This is a genomic window from Pseudomonas sp. 3MAES_34.3B (assembly GCF_058145875.1).
Window position 1 is genome coordinate 102501 of sequence record NZ_CM176960.1, and the last position, 20556, is coordinate 123056.

Genomic DNA, 20556 nt, shown 5'->3' on the forward strand with positions numbered 1-20556 from the left:
ATCGGAGTGAAAGGCTAATCAAGCTCGGAGATAGCTGGTTCTCCTCGAAAGCTATTTAGGTAGCGCCTCATGTATCACTGTAGGGGGTAGAGCACTGTTTCGGCTAGGGGGTCATCCCGACTTACCAAACCGATGCAAACTCCGAATACCTACAAGTGCCGAGCATGGGAGACACACGGCGGGTGCTAACGTCCGTCGTGAAAAGGGAAACAACCCAGACCGTCAGCTAAGGTCCCAAAGTTATGGTTAAGTGGGAAACGATGTGGGAAGGCTTAGACAGCTAGGAGGTTGGCTTAGAAGCAGCCACCCTTTAAAGAAAGCGTAATAGCTCACTAGTCGAGTCGGCCTGCGCGGAAGATGTAACGGGGCTCAAACCATACACCGAAGCTACGGGTGTCACGCAAGTGACGCGGTAGAGGAGCGTTCTGTAAGCCTGTGAAGGTCAGTTGAGAAGCTGGCTGGAGGTATCAGAAGTGCGAATGCTGACATGAGTAACGACAATGCGAGTGAAAAACTCGCACGCCGAAAAACCAAGGTTTCCTGCGCAACGTTAATCGACGCAGGGTTAGTCGGTCCCTAAGGCGAGGCTGAAAAGCGTAGTCGATGGAAAACAGGTTAATATTCCTGTACTTCTGGTTACTGCGATGGAGGGACGGAGAAGGCTAGGCCAGCCTGGCGTTGGTTGTCCAGGTTTAAGGTGGTAGGCTGGGATCTTAGGTAAATCCGGGATCCTTAGGCCGAGAGCTGATGACGAGTGCCTTCGGGCATGAAGTGGTCGATGCCATGCTTCCAGGAAAAGCTTCTAAGCTTCAGGTAACCAGGAACCGTACCCCAAACCGACACAGGTGGTTGGGTAGAGAATACCAAGGCGCTTGAGAGAACTCGGGTGAAGGAACTAGGCAAAATGGCACCGTAACTTCGGGAGAAGGTGCGCCGGCGAAGGTGAAGGGCTTGCCCCGTAAGCTTTTGCCGGTCGAAGATACCAGGCCGCTGCGACTGTTTATTAAAAACACAGCACTCTGCAAACACGAAAGTGGACGTATAGGGTGTGACGCCTGCCCGGTGCCGGAAGGTTAATTGATGGGGTTAGCGCAAGCGAAGCTCTTGATCGAAGCCCCGGTAAACGGCGGCCGTAACTATAACGGTCCTAAGGTAGCGAAATTCCTTGTCGGGTAAGTTCCGACCTGCACGAATGGCGTAACGATGGCGGCGCTGTCTCCACCCGAGACTCAGTGAAATTGAAATCGCTGTGAAGATGCAGTGTATCCGCGGCTAGACGGAAAGACCCCGTGAACCTTTACTATAGCTTTGCACTGGACTTTGAGCTTGCTTGTGTAGGATAGGTGGGAGGCTATGAAGCGTGGACGCCAGTCTGCGTGGAGCCATCCTTGAAATACCACCCTGGCAACCTTGAGGTTCTAACTCAGGTCCGTTATCCGGATCGAGGACAGTGTATGGTGGGTAGTTTGACTGGGGCGGTCTCCTCCCAAAGAGTAACGGAGGAGTACGAAGGTGCGCTCAGACCGGTCGGAAATCGGTCGTAGAGTATAAAGGCAAAAGCGCGCTTGACTGCGAGACAGACACGTCGAGCAGGTACGAAAGTAGGTCTTAGTGATCCGGTGGTTCTGTATGGAAGGGCCATCGCTCAACGGATAAAAGGTACTCCGGGGATAACAGGCTGATACCGCCCAAGAGTTCATATCGACGGCGGTGTTTGGCACCTCGATGTCGGCTCATCACATCCTGGGGCTGAAGCCGGTCCCAAGGGTATGGCTGTTCGCCATTTAAAGTGGTACGCGAGCTGGGTTTAGAACGTCGTGAGACAGTTCGGTCCCTATCTGCCGTGGACGTTTGAGATTTGAGAGGGGCTGCTCCTAGTACGAGAGGACCGGAGTGGACGAACCTCTGGTGTTCCGGTTGTCACGCCAGTGGCATTGCCGGGTAGCTATGTTCGGAAGAGATAACCGCTGAAAGCATCTAAGCGGGAAACTTGCCTCAAGATGAGATCTCACTGGAGCCTTGAGCTCCCTGAAGGGCCGTCGAAGACTACGACGTTGATAGGTGGGGTGTGTAAGCGCTGTGAGGCGTTGAGCTAACCCATACTAATTGCCCGTGAGGCTTGACCATATAACACCCAAGCAATCTGTGTAAGCACAGAGCGCGGCGGTGAAGACACACCGAAAATTGGCGACATCACAAACATCACATACCCAGATTCGCGACCGCGTGCAAACGGGGCCGCTACCGAATTTCTTGACGACCATAGAGCATTGGAACCACCTGATCCCATCCCGAACTCAGTAGTGAAACGATGCATCGCCGATGGTAGTGTGGGGTTTCCCCATGTGAGAGTAGGTCATCGTCAAGATTCAAACCCAGAACCCCTGATCGCCCTGCGATCGGGGGTTTTGTCTATAAGTAGAAGTACCAAGAATTTTGCCGATGCGCCTCTGGCGACTCGGCTACCGAATTTCTTGACGACCACAGAGCATTGGAACCACCTGATCCCATCCCGAACTCAGCAGTGAAACGATGCATCGCCGATGGTAGTGTGGGGTTTCCCCATGTGAGAGTAGGTCATCGTCAAGATTCAAACACCAAAAGCCCTGGCCGCTCACGCGACCAGGGCTTTTGTCTTTCGGGGATACCTTACGCTGCGTTTAACACCCGCGCAGCTTCAGCCATTGCGCCATCCGCGAAGGCCTGCAGAAAGCCCCTGAAGGCCTCTGTATCCTGCAAGTCCCCGTACGACAACGGCTCGGCCTGGATTGTCCATACTGCCCTGGAGCGGGTCTCGTCCAAAGCTTCGACCTGCATAGCAGCCCAGAGGTTACCTACGGGAAGCGAGGTATGGATAAGGGTCCAGGTCATGCTCATCCCCACCGCATCGTAAGTGTTCAATTGTTCAATGGCGAAATTGCCGTCCTTGAACGTCTTGTTTCGGACCTGACCCTCTCCAGTGCCTGTGACCTGTATGCATTCCAGCGCGGGTATGAAACGTTCAAACCCGCCAAAGTTACCAATCAGGGCCCACGTCTGCGCAGCAGGTGCAAATACGTCTACTGCGGATTGAATGCGTACGCCGGCAGGGTTATGGATACGAGTGTCTGGCTGTAAGTGATTCATGGTTGCTGCTCCTGTTTAGCGGTTTGGTTAGATGAAGCCGATGGACCGAAGGTAGGTAGTGCCAGATGCCAGTAGCGCTGCGTTCTTCACGGGGTATTGGTCGCCCATTCGGGTTACTGCTGCAGCGGCGCTGGAATGATGGATGCGGGAAATGTCGCCGATGTCCTCCTCGAAGCCATTGAGGTAGAACCCGAGAACGCCAAACAGCGCGTTGTCTTTGTCCACCTCCCGCAGCCTTGCTTGCCAGGTGGTGATCGGAACCAGATCGAAGTTGTGCCCGAGTGCCCCAAAAGAAGCGACGTAGTCTGTCCAGCTCAAAGGCTGGGGGTTGTGCAGATTGAAAACGGCGGCGCCTGGTTCGTAGCGGCTACTTTGAAAGGCGATAAGCTTCGCCAGAAAGTCCACCGGCATAAGGTCGAAGCTCATATCCAACGCTGGAACTGCGGCGAGCTGGAGCGAGCCCTTGAGCATCAGCATCAGTCGATTCTTGTGGGGCTGGCATACACCAGTAGAGCTGTTGAAGCTGATATTCCCCGGGCGGAATATGTTCACGAAGCATCCCAAGGCGCTCGCGCGGCCCAATAGCCGTTCACCGACCCACTTGCTCAGGTTGTAGCCATTGCGGATATAGATCGGCGGCGTTTCAGTAGCGCCGGTTTCAAGCACGTCACCGTTGTTATCCACAGCGCTGCAGGCGGAGAGTGTGGACACAAAATTGAGAATCTTCTTGCGGCGACCCTCGCAGAATCTCAATAGCTCAAACAACGGTTCAACGTTATCGGGCACCAGCGACGCGTAATCCAGTACGTGATTCACATTGGCAGCGTTGTGGATAAGTGAGCCGTAATGGTCGTCCAGATACCTATGCTCAGCTCCACTCAATCCAAACAGGGGCTGGGTCAAGTCTGCGGCAAATACTTTTATCCGGGATTGATCCACCTCCAGCCTGTTATCCACAAGCGCCCCAGCGAACCGCTGCCGGGCGCTTTCCGTACTTGATGCACGTACAAGGCAGGCCACTTCGCTGGCCCCCCAGTCAAGCAACGCCGCTACGATGTGCACACCGACGAAACTGTTCGCACCGGTGACAATGACCTTATGCACGTCTCCCATTTGGGAAAGGGGTAGGGGGTTAACGTCGATCGCGCGCTCGGCGTCCCGTAGTGCTTTTGGAGCAACAAGGCCTGCGGTATTGCCCTGTTCCGCCTGCAGAAGCTGCTCAAGGCGTTCAATGGTAGGCAGCTCTATAAAGCGGTTGATGGAGACGCTACGGTCAAACCGCTCTCTCAGCCCGAGCAACATTTTCGAGAGCAGAATGGAATGACCGCCGAGGTTGAAGAAACTTTCGCTTGTGGATATCTCCTCGGGTGCAAGTTCCAGCAGTTCTGCCCACAGGCCCTGAAGCACCGTCTGGCATTCGGTAAGCGGCACAGCTGCTTCAGTAGCGGCAAAAGGAACGGGAAGGGCGCACAGTGCCTGGCGGTCTACTTTTCCATTAGCAGCTGCGGGAAGTGTGGATAACTCAATGTAGTGGGCCGGATGCATGTAGGCCGGCAGGTGAGCGGCCACGTAGTCCCGGATAGCAGCATCCCCCGAGAGATCAGGCGAAAGCGGGCGAGCTACGAATGCAAGGATCCGTCGACGCTCATCGATGATGACCGCGACTTGCTCGAAAAGCCGGGCTTCTCGCAGGCAATATTCGATTTCCTCGGGTTCAACCCGGAACCCCCGGATTTTTACCTGATTGTCTTTCCGGCCTACCAACTCGAGCCCGTCCGCGCCCCAACGTCCAAGATCGCCGGTTCGATAAGCGCGTACGCAATCGCCATCAGGCAACTGAATCTGCACATAACGTTCGAGGGTCTGGGTGGGATTTTCGATGTAGCCGAGGCCCACCCCAGGGCCGATTATGTGCAGCTCGCCAACTTCGTTGTTGCGTGCCGGCTTTCCGTCTTCCCCCAACAGCCATACCTGGCTGTTAGCGATAGGCCAGCCCAGCAAGCGATTCGAGCAACCTGGAAGGAACTGGTTGGCCGTGACCAGTACCGTCGCCTCGGTAGGTCCGTAAAGGTTGAGGAAGCGGCACCGATCGGCGAGGCTATCAATTACCCAGGGTTCACACACATCACCGCCTGTGGCAATGCACTGCACCTGCGCTAATTCATCCAGAGCAAGGATGCTGAGCATTGCGGGCGGGATAAAACCATGTGTAACCGCTTCCCGGGTAATCATGGCGGTCAACAGCGCCGGGTCGCGGCGTTCGTCATCGCTTGCGACGATTAGCGTTGCGCCACTTAACCAGGTAGGGAAGATATCAATGGTCGCCGAATCGAAGCTGAGGGTGGAGAACTGAAGCACCCGGGAAGCTTCATCAAGCTGCACGTAACTCGCATACCACGCCGTAAAGTGGCTCAGGTTCCGCTGGCTGAGCAATACCCCCTTCGGCTGGCCGGTGGTACCGGATGTATAAAGCGCCATACAGGGAGCGTCGGCTTTTGACGGTGGAGTAGCGAACAGGTAAGGCACTTTTGGAAGGCGACGCGGGTCTTGGCGCTGCCAACTTCCCAGCAGTGCTGGTTCATCATCGGGCTGAAAAAGTACCTGTGCGCCGCTGTTTTCCAGGATGTACCTGCGGCGCTCTATCGGATGGGCAGGCTCGAGCGGTAGATAAACCCCGCCGGCGAGAACAATACCTAACACGCAAGCGAACAACTCCGGGCTTTTGGCCATGCATACGCCAACCACCGTGGGCTGCGCCAAGGTGTTCAGGCTTGATACGTAGTGACGAACCGGCTCGGCGGCAGCGCGTAGCTCAGCGTAGGTCCAGGCCTGGCCGTTGCAGCGCAGCGCCGTCAGGGAGTTGTAACAGGTGACCGCGTTATCCAATCGCTGAGCCAGCGTCTGCTCCGCCACGCTCAGGAGTTCCGGCGCTGCGGTTGCGTTGCCCTGGTGGCGGTAGGCAATGGCATCGAAGGCGCGTAGATCCATCGAAGCGCGCGACCATGCGTGGGATATTCCTCGCGCCGCAAAGGCCGCCTCGTCGCGAGCGTACTCTCCCACTACCTCGGCCAACTCTGCTACCCAGCATGCCAAGGCTTGTTCGTGCAGGGTCCGTCCATTGCCGCCGTGCTCAACGCTTGCCTGGCAATACATAAGCCCTTGCTCTCCGAGCGAGGCGGCCAGTGCGACCTCTGGTAACCCGTAGGCATCGTCGCTCCCGATGCACACTTTCAGTGAAATCTGTACCGCTTGCCCCAGGTCGCGCCTGTGCGCACTGGCGAAGGGTACGCTACCGTCCTCGATCACCAGATCCAGAGGGAGTGAAGGCAAGGTGTGTACTGGAGCCGCCTGTGTCAGGCATTGATGACCGAAGCCGTTCAGCTCTTCATTCAACGCCTGTAATAGCTCGCTGCGGCCCAGCAGCCAGATGGTTAACCGTTTCATGGATATCTCCAGCTATCAGGGCAGATAAGGTGCGAGGGCAGCCTGTACGCAGGGGGTCTCGAGCAAGCCGGCGCGCTTGAAAAACCTGACGATGTTCTGCACCAGGGGGTGCTGTGGCCCGATAGGGAAAGCCAGGCTGAGTACCTCCTGTCGAAGCGCGGCCGCGACCTGCGCCGGTACAGGCAACGCATCGATAAGGCGCAGATCGAACGCCTTCTGGATGTCATTGGTGAGGTAGTGCTCAATGAAGGTCGGCAGGCACCGTGAGATGGCTTCCCGGTCATCTTCGCCAGCGCTGCTCCAATACAGCCGGGTAAGGTCAGTCCAGAAGCTGGAATGGCGGCCCTCATCGGCCAAATGATCGGCCATCAAGCCCTTGATCGATGGTTTAACGGTGTCGTCCTTGGCAAACGCCGCCACGTCGTTGGTGACCGTGTTTTCGGCTATCGCAACGCAGATAAGCTCCATGGCCGGTTGTAACCGCTGCGGGGCCCTGGACATGGCGGCGGGAATGGCTCGGCTGAGCTCGATCTCATCAGGCATCTCGATCGGCGCAATACCGGTACTCGCGATGGTCTGCTGCAGAAAGTCCATCGCTACCAAGGCGTGGTAGTCCTCGTCCACCACGACGGTCATGGCGTCATAACGGCAGGGGAGTGGGAATGTGAGACCAAACCGTCCCTTGGCGATGCTACGAGCGGTCTTGTCGACGATTTCGGTTTCGAAGATCACGATATCGTTGATGAACTTGTAGAGCGTCTGTACCAGCACGAAATCCCGCTGCTCGGGGCAGGCCTCTTGCAATATCGCGCTGATTGCCATGGGCTGCCGGCTCAAGGGGTAGATCAGCCGGTCATCGGCTTCAAGCGTGCGCCGGGGTCGCGTTCTGATAGTGGCGCGCCGCTCCCATTGGTCGGCAAAGGACACATAGCTGAGAGCGTTCATGCCAATGCCCCCTCACGCGCCTGCCTCAAGTAATCGCGAAGGCGGTCCCAGAACGCGAGACGACTTTCTACGGCAGCAATGGCCGCCTGCAATACCTCTCTTCGCAGTATCAGGTCGTTGCCGGTCAAACGCTGCAATAGCTGCTCGGCAGCCGGCCCGTGGTCGTCGCTGTCGACGTCGATATGCCGCTGCAGGTAATACCGGAAAGTGGGGGCCTGGCCGTTGGAGACACCCAGGTCGTCCAGCAACTGCTGGAACATCGCAGGGATCACACTTTCACGCCCGTGCAGGAACGCTGCGGCAACCTGATGAGCGGGCGCCTGGCAGGCGATCTCCAGGGTATGGCCTACAAAGTGAAGGGCAGCGTCGTTTGCGCCGACCGTTTTCAAGGCGGCCTGGTACCCAACCCCCTCCCGCTGCAACGCTACAAAGCGTTCGATGGGGGCCGTATCGGCACCTACTTCACGCATGGCATCCAGATAGAGTTCGAAATGGCTGTAGTGCCCGCCACTCACACGCTGATCTGACTCTTCGCCAAGAACAATATCGTTGATCAGTCGAGCCGAGGCAGGATCTTTCGGGGGGAGCCATGGCAGCGAAACCGAGGTTAACTCGATCTGCAATCGTTTGGTCAATGACATGAAGTCCCACACCGCATAAACATGGGTTTGCATGAACTGGCGGAGGTCTTCGAGGGTTGTTATTTCCGAGAATATCGGGTGACGACCTAGCGCTTCCTTACGACTCAACAACAAGTCTTCCAAATATTGCATGATAGATCTCCATTTCGATAAATGTAATTCGCCACCGCCATCAGAAGTTTCGGGCAAAGCGAAGCCGAAGCCTCTGGAACGGGGCGTTCCAGCGAGCGGTGAGTTTCATCGAGCGAAGCAGTGCCTCATGCGACAGCAAGGCTTATCGCACGCTTACAACGGCCGCTAAATGGATCCGCGTTGGCGTAATTAACTTAGTCCAGGGAAAAAGCACTTTGCAAGTTATTTATGTTTAAATTGATTGGCTGACTTTTTTGGCGTGAGTTAACCTGTTAAAACTTTAAGTAAAGTTTTAGCAGGCGTAAGGCTGCTCCTTTCGATCAAATATGATCAAAATAAAGTAGTGCGCTTTAATGGCGCGGTACGCATGTGATGAGGTATTCAAGAATGATTTCTTTGTAGTCGGCCTTACATCCCGGCCATTAGCGATCCTCCCGTCCTTGTTGCCGGTACCTTCAGAAAAGGCCCATGCTGATCCAAAGCCAAGAGTGTGCGCTTTGCGTGGCTAATGCCATGGTTGGTCACGCGTCGGGCTGGCCGAGACGCCAAAAAAAGCGCGAGCCAAGACTCCCCTCGGCGCTTGTGGCCAAGAGAGGAGCGGAGGAAGGGTTAATGCCAAAGGAGGGTGCGCGCCGGTTGGCCGGCGCTTCGGTTACTTCTGGGGATTGCTTTGGAGGTAGCGCGTAATGGCTTCTATACCGCGTTGCAGGTGTGCAGTAAGCAGTTCGACGGCCAGGTTTACATTGCCTTGGCGAGCCGCCGCGATCAGCTCGCGGTGATCATCCTGGGACACCTTACCCAAGCCCATCGCCTTCAGGTTGAAACGCAAAAAGCGTTCTTCTTCATCCAGGCCTGTTTCCACCAGCTTCAACAGTCGACGGTTGCGGACCTTGGCGTAGAGTGCCAAGTGAAACTGCTTGTTCAACTCCCCCATCACCGAATAATCGGTTTCGGCTTCCATTTGATCAACCAAGCGATCAGCCTCGCTCAATTCCGTTTCGGTAAGCTCCGGAACAGAAAGGCGCAGTGCCTCGGATTCGAGCAGTATCCGCAACTCATAGGTTTCCGTTGCATCCCAGGAAATCACCGGGGCAACTACGGCCCCCTTGTGCTGTTCAACCGCCAAAAGCCCTTGGGCCTCGAGTTGGCGGAGGGCTTCGCGCACGGGCATGCGGCTCACGCCAAACAGCGTGGCGAGCTCTTGCTGACGAACCGCGGTTCCCGTTGGCAGGCTGCCGTCCAGGATGGCGGTGCGCAACCGCTCTTCGATAATCGACCGGGCAAGATGCGGAGCCAACTGCTCGGCCGATAGCACGACGCTCAATGGGCTGGGTTTTCTAGGCACTTTGACTACCTTGATAAATGTGAAACCACTAAAGGCTATCGACCGAAGTCTCAGCGGATTTAGCTCCCTGCCAAAAGACATTCCGCATTATTTGTGGCGAGCTTGCGCCCGCCGTTGCGATGAACCGGAGCTTACGTCCTTTGCAGCAGCTTTTCAGCACTTATCATTGCCATTCAGGGTGTTATGCCGCTAATTGACAGCGGCCTTGTAAGGGTCGTTCAAGTGATCGCAAGTTGCCATTGTTTTTTGCGGTTTCTACCCGCACCATTCCATGCTTTCCAGTGTTCATCAGGCTGGCTGTGGTGGTGATGGCTCGTTCCGCAACTTTGCTGCTGCTTCGCCGCCTTGGCCTGGCGCTGGCGCTGAGCTTCGGCTTGCTTGGCCTGCTGCAGGCCGACTGGGATTTTTCGCTGATCAGCCGACGAGCCCAGGCACTGTATGGGCCCTTGGGTGCAGGGCAGCAGCGTATCGATGCCTGGCAGCGGCTGCTGGCTACCCAGCGCCAAGTGCCGGAAGCCGAGCAACTGAAGGTGGTGAATCTGTTTTTCAATCACCAGATGCAGTACCAGGAAGATATCGATCTCTGGCGGGAGGTGGACTATTGGGCCACGCCGATCCAGTCGCTCTGGAAGGGGGCCGGAGATTGTGAAGATTACGCCATCGCCAAATATTTCAGCCTGCGTCGCCTTGGGGTCTCGGGCGACAAGCTACGCATCACGTACGTCAAGGCGCTGCGCCAGAACCGTGCACATATGGTGCTCACTTATTACGCAAGCGCGGACGCGATGCCGCTGGTACTCGACAGCCTGATGGATGAAATACTTCCCGCCAGCCAGCGGGCCGACTTGTTGCCGGTCTATGCCTTCAACGCAGAAGGGCTGTGGCTGACAGGTGCGGGTGGCAACAAGCGGGTCAGTGATACCAAGCGACTGTCTCGCTGGCAGGACCTGCTGAAGAAAATGGCGGCGGAAGGTTTTCCCGCCGACCCTACCGAATAATCAGGAGCCCTGATGTCTCTGTTCAAGCAATTACTCATAGCCATCTGCCTGTTCCTGATCGTAGCGTTCGGCGGGAGCTTTACTGTCAGCCTGGAGAGTTCTCGCGCCCAATACGTGAATCAGTTGCGGTCGCATGCGCAGGATGCTGCCACGGCGTTGGCGCTCTCGCTTACGCCAAACATCGACGACCCGGCGATGGTAGAGCTCATGGTTACTTCAATCTTCGACAGCGGCTACTACTCGAGCATCCGGGTAGTAGACCTGACTGATAATAAAACCATGGTGGAGCGCAGCGCCGAACCGGACAGCACCGGTGTGCCTCAATGGTTCATTCGGTTGATAGGCCTGGAGCCGGCGGGTGGGGACGCTATCGTCAGCCGCGGCTGGCAACAGGCCGCGCGAGTAGAGGTAGTCAGCCATCCAATGTTTGCCTTGGCAAAACTATGGGAAAGCGCCTTGGGTAGCCTGGGCTGGCTGTTGCTGTGCGGCGCGGTCAGTGGCTTGCTGGGCGCACTGCTGTTAAAGCGGCAGTTGCGACCGCTCGATTACATGGTTGAACAATCCCATGCCATCGCGCGTCGGGAATTTCTTGTACTGCCGGAACTGCCGCGCACGCCTGAATTGCGTCGAGTAGTTCAAGCGATGAACCAGATGGTCGAAAAGCTCAAGGCGCTGTTCACCGAGCAGGCGGAGCGCAGTGAGCGGCTGCGGGTGGAGTCCTATCAGGACACCCTGACGGGCCTGGCCAACCGCCGCTATTTCGATATGCAGCTGCAGGCCCGTGTAAGCCATGCCGAGGAGAACGGCGCTGGCTACTTGTTGCTGTTGCGGGTAAATGACCTGGCCGGGCTTAACTTGCGCAAGGGTGCTGCCGCAGCAGATGCCCTGCTCAAGGAAGTAGCGGCAATGCTGGTGCGCCACTGTGCTCGCCACCCTGAAACCAGCAATCTGATCTGCCGCAGCCGCGGTGGAGAGTTCTCCGTGCTAGCGCCGGGGCTCACGCTGGAAGAAGCCCGCCAGCTGGCCCAGGCGCTGGATACTGCGTTGCATAGCCTGTATGAAACCGCGGCGTCGGACGTTTACCCGGTGGCCTGGATGGGCCTGGCGCCCTATACAGCTGGCGAGGCGCCACACGACCTGCTCAAGCTTGCCGACCAGGCGCTGGCGCAGGCGGAAGGGGCGGGCGAAGAGCATTGGGTGTGCCTGGATCAACAGGCGATGCAGTCTGGCGGCGACGACCATCATGCCTGGCACCGGTTGCTGGACGATGCGCTTCAATCGTCACGCTTGCAGTTGTTCTTCCAGCCGGTGGTCAATGCCGCCGACAACGCGCCGATGCATCACAAGGTGCTGTCGCGAGTCCTTGATGCCCAAGGGCAGGCGGTGGCGGCGGGGCGGTTCCTTCCGTGGATCGAACGCTTTGGCTGGTCCAGCCGGCTCGACCTGACCATGCTCAAACTGGTGATTACCCACCTTCAGGCACGGCCTGGCGTACTTGCCCTGAACCTGTCGGCCGCAACGCTGGATGATCCCCAAGCGTTGAATCGCATCTTCGATGTGCTCAACCAGCACGCCAGCCTGGGCCCTCGGCTGATTTTCGAGATCGGTGAGGAGCAGTTGCCAGAGCAGCAAGTGCTCGAGCAGGTCACGCGCCGCTTGCATGCGCTTGGGTTTGGCCTGGCCCTGCAGCACTTCGGTGGCCGCTTCAGCATGATCGGCAACCTGGCGCATCTGGGCCTGGCGTATTTAAAAGTGGACGGCAGCTATATCCGTGCAATCGACCAGGAAAACCACAAGCGGCTGTTTATCGAAGCCATCCAGCGGGCGGCGCACAGCATCGACCTGCCGCTTATTGCCGAGCGGGTGGAAACCGAAGGCGAGCTGGCGGTGATCCGGGAGATGGGCATCGAAGGCGTGCAGGGCCGCTTGATCGGCGAGCCCGGCCCCTGGCAATAAACAGCTCAACGCGCCATGCCCCAGCGTTTGATCGTGAGCCGTTCCAGGGTATTGAACACCAGGTTCTCCACCACCAGGCCGATCACGATCACCACGGCAAGCCCGGCGAAGACCTTGTCGGTGAACAATTCGTTGCGGTTCTGATAGATGTACCAACCCAGGCCGCCCTTGCCATTGGTAGCGCCGAATACCAGCTCAGCGGCGATCAAGGTGCGCCAGGCGAAGGCCCAGCCGATCTTCAGGCCTGACAGAATCGACGGCAATGCCGCAGGAATGAGGATCAGCGCCACTAGCCGTAGCCCGCGCAGGCCATAGTTACGGCCCGCCATGCGCAAGGTTTCCGACACGCCCATGAAGCCTGAGTAGGTGTTGAGCGCGAGGGGCCAGAGCACCGAATGCACCAGCACAAACACCAGGCTCTTTTCGCCCAGGCCAAACCACAGCAACGCCAACGGCAGCAAGGCGATCGGGGGCAGCGGATTGAGCATTGAGGTGAGGGTGCTCAGCAGGTCGCGGCCCAACTGGGTAGTCACCGCCAGGGTAGTGAGCACGAATGCGAGTGCGATCCCCAGCGCATAGCCTTTGAGCAGCACACCTAGCGACACCATTACCTTGGCCGGCAGCTCACCACTGGCCGTGTCTTCAACCAAGGCCCGTGCTGTTTGAGTGACGCTGGGCAGCAGCAGGTCATTGTTGGTGTAAAGCGCCGCGGCTTGCCATAGCGCGCCTATCACCAACAGGATGACTGCCTTGCGAAGCCAACCTTGTTGCCATAAGCGTCGCGGCAGTGAAAGGTTGCGCTCCAGCGGCACGTCCACCAGCGGGGCGAGGACGATTTCATATTCATGTCTCATGGCGTGCCCCTCAGTAAGCAATACGGATGTCAGTAAAAGCCGGCTCATGTTCACGGGGGGCATGCGGCTGCTCGTTGAACAACAGCTCATGGATGCGGCGAGCAGAGGCCTGGAAGCCGTCGCTGCCCAAGCTATGCAGGCCATAATGGTGGCTATGGACTTCAGCCCGTACACGGCCCGGGTGGGGCGATAACAGCAAGATGCGGTTGCCCACAACCAGCGCTTCTTCGATCGAATGGGTGACGAACAACAGCGTGAAGCGCACCTCTTCCCACAGCTCGAGCAGTTCCTCCTGCATCTTGCGGCGGGTGAGTGCATCCAGCGCCGCGAATGGCTCGTCCATCAAAAGCATTTTCGGTTGTGTGGCCAAGGCACGGGCAATGGCAGCACGCGCTTTCATACCGCCCGATAACGTATGCGGGTACGCGTCGGCAAAGGCGGCCAGCCCAACCTTGTTCAGGTAATGCACAGCGCGTTCCTCGGCTTCGGCGCGGCTGGCGGCTCGTGAGGCTAGCAGGGGAAACATCACGTTCTGCTTCACGGTTTTCCACGGCGGTAGCTGGTCGAATTCCTGGAACACCACCAGGCGATCCGGCCCGGGCCCGGTGACGCGCTCCCCGGCCAGGCGGATAGTGCCTTCGGCGGGTGACAGAAAGCCGGCAATGGCTTTGAGCAAGGAGCTTTTGCCGCAGCCCGAGGGCCCAAGCAAGACGAATCGGTCGGTGGCGTCGACCTCAAAGCTCACCTGATGCGTGGCGCGTACGATCTGTTTCGGCGTTCTGTATTCCAGGGTCACCTTGTCCACGGTAAGCAAAGGCACCGGCAGCAAGGGTTGCGAGAGGGCCGAATGGTCTGGGGCGGGGAGCGTCATGGGTCAAGCTACCTGATAGCAGCCGCCCTCGGTCTCGAAACCGTAGAGCGGAGAACCGAGGGGCAGGCCACGCGGCTGCGTGGCCGGATAGGCGGTTTGCCGAAGGAGGCCCTTAGAAGGGAGCGTCACCTTGGATAGTGGTGCGGTACAACTTGCGCCGCAGGTGGCTCGGGCAACCGGCGGCCAGGTGGATCAGCGAGCGGTTATCCCAGAAGACCATGTCGTGCGGCCGCCATTGGTGGCGATAAATGTTTTCAGGCAGCACGCTGTAGCGATAGAGCTCTTCCAGGATCTGCCGGCTCTCGGCCTCGGGCACGCCTACGATCCGGGTGGTAAAGCCCTCGCTTACAAACAGTGCCTTGCGCCCGTTTTCCGGATGGGTACGGACGATAGGGTGAATCACCTCCTGCACCTGGGCCAACTGCTCGGGGCTCAACCGGGGCCGCCAATCGCCTTCGAATTTCGGCTCGCTGTACCGCGCGGTGTAGGAGTGTGCTGCCTGTTTGCCCTCGATCGCCTTGCGCAGTTCGGCCGGCAGGGTATCGAGCGCCTTGTGCATGTCAGCGAACAGCGTATCGCCGCCTTCGCTCGGCAGTTCCTGGGCGTGCAGCATGGAACCCAGGCTTGGGAGGGGCTTATAAGAGAGGTCGGAGTGCCAGAACTTGCCAGCATCGCCCAGCCCGATAGGGTGGCCCTGCTCAATGATATTGGAAACGATCAGGATTTCCGGATGGCCCGCCAGCAGGAACTGCTTGAGCACATGGATCTGCAATTGGCCAAACCGGCGGCTGAAGGCGATCTGCTGTTCCGGCTTAATACGCTGATCACGGAACACCACCACGTGGTAATCCAGATGGGCGCGATGTATGCGGGCGAAGTCGGTATCGCTTAGCGGCCCGGTAAGGTCCAGGCCGATGATTTCGGCGCCAACTGCGCCATCGAATGGAAGGATCTCGAACGCCTGCCCGTTGGAAACGGTGGCAGCGTTAGGGGCCGAAGACATATTGACTCTCCACGCATGCGCTGATCACGCATGTACAAGAAACTCACGGGGGACGACCGTGTTCGTTCTGTTCGTGCGGCGCGCCGGTGGGCCGGCAGGTACGCGAGAGCCAATATAAAAGAATAAGAATTGGGGATTAAATACTGTTGCGGAATAACGATAGTACCGTTGCCTCTCATAGACCAAAACTGTTCTGGCCGGGACAACTTCCCACAGGGTGAACGTGCTACAGGGCCAAGTGATGGCCCTGTAGGACTGGGCGCAGCGCAGGCGGAGCCCGGGAACCGGTACTACCGCTCGTGCAGCGCCTCTGCCCGCGCCCGCAAGATTGGCTTGAGCAGGTAGCTGAGGATGCTCTTGTGGCCGGTGATGATGTCTACCGAGGCAACCATGCCCGGGATGATGAGCAATGGCTTGTCATCCGGCCCGAGGTGGTTGCGGTCGGTGCGCAGGCGGATCAGGTAGTACGTCTGCTTTTTATCTTCATCGGTGATGGTGTCCGCGCCAATCTGCTGCAGTTGGCCCTTGAGCCCACCATAAATGGTGTAGTCGTAAGCCGTGAATTTGATCATCGCTTCCTGGCCGGGGTGCAGGAACGCGATATCCTGCGGGCGGATCTTCGCTTCCACGATCAAGGTATCATCCAGCGGAACGATTTCCACGATATCGCTGCCCGGCTGGATCACGCCGCCCACCGTGTTCACCAGTACCTGCTTGATGATACCGCGCACTGGCGAGGACACCATGGTACGGCTTACGCGATCCTCCAGCCCCTTGGCCGTGGCGGTGTACTTGCTCAGGTCCGTACGGGCTTCGTTCAGTTGGGTCAGGGCGTCACTGCGGAACTTGCCGCGCGTTTCGTCGATCTTGCGCTGCACTTCCGAAATCGCCGCCTGGGCGCGGGGGATAGCCAACGTAGTAGCGTCAAGCTGCCCGCGGGTTTCCACCTCGGACCGCTTGAGGCGCAGCACTTCCACCGGCGATACGGCGCCTTGCTTCACCAATGGTTCGGACATGCCGATTTCCTGGCGCAGCAGGCTCAGGCTGTTGCGGTACTGCTCCTGTTTGGAACCAAACTCGCGCAGTTCCTGTTGCTTCTGCGTCAGTTGCGCCTGCAAGCCGCCGATCTCGTCAGCAAGCTGCTGGCGACGGCTGCGATACAGCTGCTCCTCGTCGCCGGCCTGCTTGGGCGCCGCCTTACGCAGGTCTGCCGGGATATTCAGCGGGCGGTCGTCCACCTCGGCGCTCAAGCGCTCCACGCGCAGCGCCATGCCGATACGGTCCGCCTCGGTTTCGCCCACATTGGAAGCGAAGCGGGTATCGTCCAGGCGAATCAGCGGCGCGCCTGGCTCTACGATCTCGCCTTCCTTCACATAAATCTGCGCGACGATACCGCCTTCCAGGTTTTGCACCTTCTGGATTTTCGAGGACGGAATAGCCTTGCCTTCGCCCTTGGTGACCTCGTCGATAATCGCAAAATGCGCCCAACCGATAAGGAACACAAAGAAGAGAATCACACCCCAGATGGTCAAGCGAACGATACGCGGCGCATCGTCGATCAACGCCTTGTTCACTTCAGGCAAAGGCTGGCCGGACAAGTTGTCCCGGCCTTTGAAGTAGGCGCCAATACCGCCCTTGTCTACTTTAAGCGACATTGACTTGCCCCTTCTTCAGCGCTTCGAGCACGGCGGCTTTCGGGCCGTCCGCCACAATCTGCCCCCGATCGATCACGATCAGGCGCTCCACCAGGGACAGCAACGAAGCGCGGTGGGTAACCAGTACCACGGTCTTGTCGCCAATGAAGGGCTGCAACCGCTGCTTCAAGCGTTCTTCACCGCTGTTGTCCATGGCGCTGGTAGGTTCATCCAGCAGCAATATCTGGGGGTTGAGCAACAGGGCGCGGGCCAATGCCACGTTCTGCCGCTGGCCACCAGAGAGGTTCTGCCCCCGCTCGCCTACCTGCAGTTCATAGCCTTGCGGATGCAGCCGGGCGAATTCATGCACACCGGCAAGCTCCGCCGCTTGCAGCACCATTTCGTCTTCCACGTAACGAGCGCCCGACACCAGGTTATCGCGCAAGGTACCTGCCAGCAGTTGGATGTCCTGAGGGACGTAACCGATGTTGTGGCGAAGCTCGCTCACGTCGATCTGGCGGATGTCCACGCCGTCGATGAGCAGGGCGCCTTCATCGGCCTCGTACAGGCCCACGATCAATTTGGCCAGCGAGCTTTTGCCCGAGCCGCTGCGGCCGATGATGCCGATCTTCTCGCCCGGGCGGATGCTGAGGTTGATATTGCGCAGGGCAACGTTCTGTTGGTTAGGGTAGGTAAAGCCCAGGTTGCGGAACTCAACCGCGCCCTGAAGAACCGGCCGGCTAAGCGGGCGCTCTTCGAAGTTGCGCTCCTGCGGCAGGTCCATCATCTGGTTGACCGACACCATGGTGACTTTGGTCTGCTGGTAGCGCGTGAGCAAGCCGGACAGTTGCGCCAGGGGGCCAAGGGCGCGGGTGTTGAGCATATAGCAGGCGATCAGGCCACCCATGCTGAGGTTGTTATCAATGATCTGGTACACGCCAAAGATGATCATCGCCACGCCAGCCAGCTGCTGAATCATCAAGGTGAGGTTCATTGCCAGGCTGGACAGCACCTTTACGCGCAACTCCAGGCGGCTCAGCGTGCCAATGGTTTGCTCCCACTGGTATTGGCGCTCGCTTTCCGCGTTGTTCACTTTGATGCCATCAAGCCCGGCCAGCGTCTCGATCAGCGCGGACTGGCGCTCCGAGGCTAGCGCCATGGTGCGCTCAAGGGTAGCGGTCAGCGGCTTTTGCAGCAGATGGCCAAGGGTGAGTGCTAGCGGGAAGGCCACAACGGGAATCCACACAAGGTTCCCGCCAAGGATCGCGATCACCAGCAGGATCAGCAGCGTAAAGGGCAGGTCAATCAGGCTGGTAAGGGTAAGCGAGGTGAGGAAGTCCCGCATGCCCTGGAATTCATGAATGTTCTGCGCATAACTACCTACCCGGGCCGGGCGCATCTTCATGGCCATACCCACCACGCGCTCGAACAGCGTGGCGGAGATGATCAGGTCGGTCTTCTTGCCGGCAAGGTCCAGGCACAGCCCGCGCAGCCCCTTGAGCAACAGGTCGAACAGGTAGGCGCCGGTGATACCGGCGGCCAGCACCCACAGCGTGGCCGTGGCCTGGTTGGGTACTACACGGTCGTACACGTTCATCACAAACAGCGGCGCGGCCATGGCGATCAGGTTGATCACCAGGCTGGCGGCGATGGCGTCCATGTACAGCCAGCGGGAACGCTTGAGGGTGTCTTTGAACCACGACTTCGCTCGGGGAATCAGCGAGCCATGGCTTACGTCGAATTTGTGCTGGGGCTGAGCGAAGAACACGCGGCCGCTGTAATCCTCTTCCAGCAACTCGCGGCTCACACTCACTTCGCCACCGTCGCTTTCGCTCAGCAACAGGCGGGCCTGGTCGCCTTCCCAGCCCACCAGCACCGCGCTGCGGTTGTCTTTCAACAACAGCAGCACAGGCATGGCGATGGCGGGAATCTGCTCCAGCTTGCGCGTAAGCAACCGGCCCTGCAGCCCGGCGCGTGCAGCAGCGCGGGCAAGCAAGGCAGGTGAAAGGCGTTGGTCTGGCAACGGCAAGCCTGTAGTGAGCATGGCTCGGCTGGCCGGCTTCTGGTGCAGGTAACAGAGCGAGAGCAAACCGTCCAGCAACGGATCGTCGTGCAAACTGCGTGGATCATGACTGGGTAGATTTCGACCGGCTTCTGAGTCCACGCTGCGCTCTCTGTTTTTTCGAAGTTACGAAGGGCTGATCCGTCAAGAATCAGTTCATGCCGGGCAGTTTAACCTCCGGCTTGATGTCCTGCTGCACAACCGATGCCAGCGGGGGCACAACGCCCTGGCTGCGCAGCAGCTGACCCATCACTGCCTTGATCCGGTACTGGCTGAACAGCTTGAGGTTCTGAACCTCTGCCAGGCGGCGGGCAGCGGTGAAGGTTTCGTTCTCGCTGTCGAGCAGGTCGAGCAGGGTACGCTCGCCAAGGCTGAACTGCGACTGGTAAGCCGTACGCACACGGGTGTTACGTTCAACGTATTGCTGGGCGATCGGCAACTGAGCAGTGGCGTTGTTATAGGCGTTCCACGCCAGGCCAAGCTCTTCGTTCAGCTGGCGCAGTGCGTTGTTGCGGATATCCAGCGCCTGGCCCGACAGGTAGGACTTGGATTCCAGGTCTGCCTTGTTCGCGCCGCCAGCGTACAGGTTGAAGGTCATGCGTACCATCGCCGACCAGCCGTTGTAATGGCCTTCCTCGCCGCTGATGTTGTTATCGGCGCTGCGCGACAGTTCTGCATCGAAGCGCGGATAAAACGACGAGCGGGCAGAGGAGTACTGCTTTTCAGTGGCAGCGATATCTGCTTCGGCAGAACGCAGTACCGGGCTGTCCGCAACCAGTTGCTCACGTGCCTGGTCCAGGCTGCCGGGCATGCCGTCTACAACCGGCGCGGGCATTTCCAGTTGGTCAGGCATCTGGCCCACTGCGCTGTAGTAGTTGGTCGTGGCGTCGGCCAGGTTGGTCTGCTCGGTCAGCAAATTATTGCGTGCTTGAGCGAGACGGGCTTCTGCTTGATCCAGGTCTGCGTTGCGGCCTATGCCGCGAGCAGTGCGCAGTTTGATCTGATCGAAAATTCGTTCGTGGTTCTTCAGATTTTCTTCAGCCAGCCGAACATATTCCCGACGAGTAAGCACATCCAGGTAAACCTGAACCACGGTCAAAGCGGTGCGCTCGGAAGTACCCAGCAGCGAATATGCCCGAGAATTGGCGGTGGCTTGTTGACGTGCCACTTCGTTCTGCGTCGCAAAACCGTCAAAGATCATTTGTTGCAAACGGACGCTGGATTCGCCTCGCGTCAGTACGTCGAACTTGTCGTCACCCGTTGTGTTGCGGGTGGTTGGGCTATCGGTACCCTCCCGACCATACCCCGCCAAAACATCGACACGTGGCAGGTAGCCACCCTTGGCGGCTTTAACGGCGTAGTCAGCAGCCGTCCGAGCATTGACGCCAGCTTGTACTTCAGGATGGACCTCAAGGGCGTGCTGGATGGCACCCGACAGGGTGTCAGCCTGGGCGAAATTGGCGGCAACGGCGAGGGGAAGCAGAGCGAAAATGTACGAACGCATTGTGAGGATTACCCAAAAAATCCTTTGAAAACAATAACTAC

General features: G+C 58.3%; 13 protein-coding genes and 3 rRNA genes (1 of these 16 cut by a window edge). 5 read left to right on the forward strand and 11 right to left on the reverse strand.

The features are described from left to right. The 3 genes from AC3Z8Y_RS00500 to rrf (AC3Z8Y_RS00510) all read left to right on the forward strand — a co-directional run. A 23S ribosomal RNA gene (locus AC3Z8Y_RS00500) occupies positions 1-2127 on the forward strand; it begins 761 nt to the left of the window's first position. A gap of 125 nt (positions 2128-2252) precedes the next feature. Then, positions 2253-2368 (forward strand): 5S ribosomal RNA (rrf, locus tag AC3Z8Y_RS00505). Between the two features lie 105 nt (positions 2369-2473). Next, positions 2474-2589 (forward strand): 5S ribosomal RNA (gene rrf / locus AC3Z8Y_RS00510). Positions 2590-2649: 60 nt separating this feature from the next. On the opposite strand, the gene AC3Z8Y_RS00515 is transcribed toward rrf (AC3Z8Y_RS00510), so the two are convergent. From AC3Z8Y_RS00515 to AC3Z8Y_RS00535, 5 genes are all read right to left on the reverse strand, one after another. Continuing rightward, on the reverse strand, positions 2650-3126 hold the full coding sequence (locus AC3Z8Y_RS00515) for an SRPBCC family protein (protein WP_490088005.1): 477 nt from the start codon (positions 3124-3126) through the stop codon (positions 2650-2652). A gap of 27 nt (positions 3127-3153) precedes the next feature. After that, positions 3154-6570, reverse strand: coding sequence for an amino acid adenylation domain-containing protein (locus tag AC3Z8Y_RS00520; RefSeq protein WP_490088006.1), 3417 nt, complete (start codon positions 6568-6570; stop codon positions 3154-3156). A gap of 15 nt (positions 6571-6585) precedes the next feature. Then, the gene (locus AC3Z8Y_RS00525; protein ID WP_490088007.1) at positions 6586-7515 is read right to left on the reverse strand and encodes a diiron oxygenase; all 930 of its coding nucleotides are present in this window, start codon (positions 7513-7515) and stop codon (positions 6586-6588) included. Beyond that, entirely contained in the window at positions 7512-8288 is a 777-nt protein-coding gene (locus AC3Z8Y_RS00530) for a DUF3050 domain-containing protein (RefSeq protein WP_490088008.1), read from the reverse strand. The genes AC3Z8Y_RS00525 and AC3Z8Y_RS00530 overlap by 4 nt, the downstream gene beginning before the upstream one ends. Before the next feature lie 652 nt (positions 8289-8940). Then, complete coding sequence (locus tag AC3Z8Y_RS00535) at positions 8941-9633, reverse strand: GntR family transcriptional regulator (RefSeq protein ID WP_490089906.1); 693 nt, start codon at positions 9631-9633, stop codon at positions 8941-8943. Positions 9634-9941: 308 nt separating this feature from the next. Here AC3Z8Y_RS00535 and lapG point away from each other — a divergent pair, with 308 nt between their 5' ends. Beyond that, positions 9942-10631 carry a cysteine protease LapG gene (gene lapG, locus AC3Z8Y_RS00540; RefSeq protein WP_490088009.1) on the forward strand — a complete coding sequence of 230 codons (690 nt, stop codon included), beginning with the start codon at positions 9942-9944 and terminating at the stop codon, positions 10629-10631. 12 nt (positions 10632-10643) lie between these two features. Then, positions 10644-12587, forward strand: a complete 1944-nt coding sequence (lapD, locus tag AC3Z8Y_RS00545) for a cyclic di-GMP receptor LapD (RefSeq protein WP_490088010.1) — start codon at positions 10644-10646, stop codon at positions 12585-12587. Positions 12588-12592: 5 nt separating this feature from the next. Here the strand turns inward: lapD and AC3Z8Y_RS00550 are convergent, their stop codons facing one another. From AC3Z8Y_RS00550 to AC3Z8Y_RS00575, 6 genes are all read right to left on the reverse strand, one after another. Beyond that, positions 12593-13441 carry an ABC transporter permease gene (locus AC3Z8Y_RS00550; protein WP_490088011.1) on the reverse strand — a complete coding sequence of 283 codons (849 nt, stop codon included), beginning with the start codon at positions 13439-13441 and terminating at the stop codon, positions 12593-12595. A 10-nt stretch (positions 13442-13451) separates the two neighbouring features. Further along, the gene (locus AC3Z8Y_RS00555; protein ID WP_490088012.1) at positions 13452-14312 is read right to left on the reverse strand and encodes an ABC transporter ATP-binding protein; all 861 of its coding nucleotides are present in this window, start codon (positions 14310-14312) and stop codon (positions 13452-13454) included. 112 nt (positions 14313-14424) lie between these two features. Continuing rightward, positions 14425-15315, reverse strand: a complete 891-nt coding sequence (locus AC3Z8Y_RS00560; protein WP_490088013.1) for a TauD/TfdA dioxygenase family protein — start codon at positions 15313-15315, stop codon at positions 14425-14427. A 290-nt stretch (positions 15316-15605) separates the two neighbouring features. After that, entirely contained in the window at positions 15606-16970 is a 1365-nt protein-coding gene (locus AC3Z8Y_RS00565; RefSeq protein WP_490088014.1) for an HlyD family type I secretion periplasmic adaptor subunit, read from the reverse strand. Then, a complete protein-coding gene (locus tag AC3Z8Y_RS00570) occupies positions 16960-19113 on the reverse strand; it encodes a type I secretion system permease/ATPase (protein WP_490088015.1) in 2154 nt (717 codons plus the stop codon). Before AC3Z8Y_RS00570 ends, AC3Z8Y_RS00565 begins: the two co-directional genes overlap by 11 nt. A gap of 49 nt (positions 19114-19162) precedes the next feature. Further along, a complete protein-coding gene (locus AC3Z8Y_RS00575) occupies positions 19163-20515 on the reverse strand; it encodes a TolC family outer membrane protein (protein WP_490088016.1) in 1353 nt (450 codons plus the stop codon). Positions 20516-20556: the final 41 nt, after the last annotated feature.

Excerpts from the sequence above, each read along its gene's own strand:
- AC3Z8Y_RS00515 (WP_490088005.1), bottom strand. The coding sequence starts at position 3,126 with ATGAATCACTTACAGCCAGACACTCGTATCCATAACCCTGCCGGCGTA.
- AC3Z8Y_RS00520 (WP_490088006.1), bottom strand. The coding sequence starts at position 6,570 with ATGAAACGGTTAACCATCTGGCTGCTGGGCCGCAGCGAGCTATTACAG.
- AC3Z8Y_RS00525 (WP_490088007.1), bottom strand. The coding sequence starts at position 7,515 with ATGAACGCTCTCAGCTATGTGTCCTTTGCCGACCAATGGGAGCGGCGC.
- AC3Z8Y_RS00530 (WP_490088008.1), bottom strand. The coding sequence starts at position 8,288 with ATGCAATATTTGGAAGACTTGTTGTTGAGTCGTAAGGAAGCGCTAGGT.
- lapG (WP_490088009.1), top strand. The coding sequence starts at position 9,942 with ATGGCTCGTTCCGCAACTTTGCTGCTGCTTCGCCGCCTTGGCCTGGCG.
- lapD (WP_490088010.1), top strand. The coding sequence starts at position 10,644 with ATGTCTCTGTTCAAGCAATTACTCATAGCCATCTGCCTGTTCCTGATC.
- AC3Z8Y_RS00550 (WP_490088011.1), bottom strand. The coding sequence starts at position 13,441 with ATGAGACATGAATATGAAATCGTCCTCGCCCCGCTGGTGGACGTGCCG.
- AC3Z8Y_RS00555 (WP_490088012.1), bottom strand. The coding sequence starts at position 14,312 with ATGACGCTCCCCGCCCCAGACCATTCGGCCCTCTCGCAACCCTTGCTG.
- AC3Z8Y_RS00560 (WP_490088013.1), bottom strand. The coding sequence starts at position 15,315 with ATGTCTTCGGCCCCTAACGCTGCCACCGTTTCCAACGGGCAGGCGTTC.
- AC3Z8Y_RS00565 (WP_490088014.1), bottom strand. The coding sequence starts at position 16,970 with ATGTCGCTTAAAGTAGACAAGGGCGGTATTGGCGCCTACTTCAAAGGC.
- AC3Z8Y_RS00575 (WP_490088016.1), bottom strand. The coding sequence starts at position 20,515 with ATGCGTTCGTACATTTTCGCTCTGCTTCCCCTCGCCGTTGCCGCCAAT.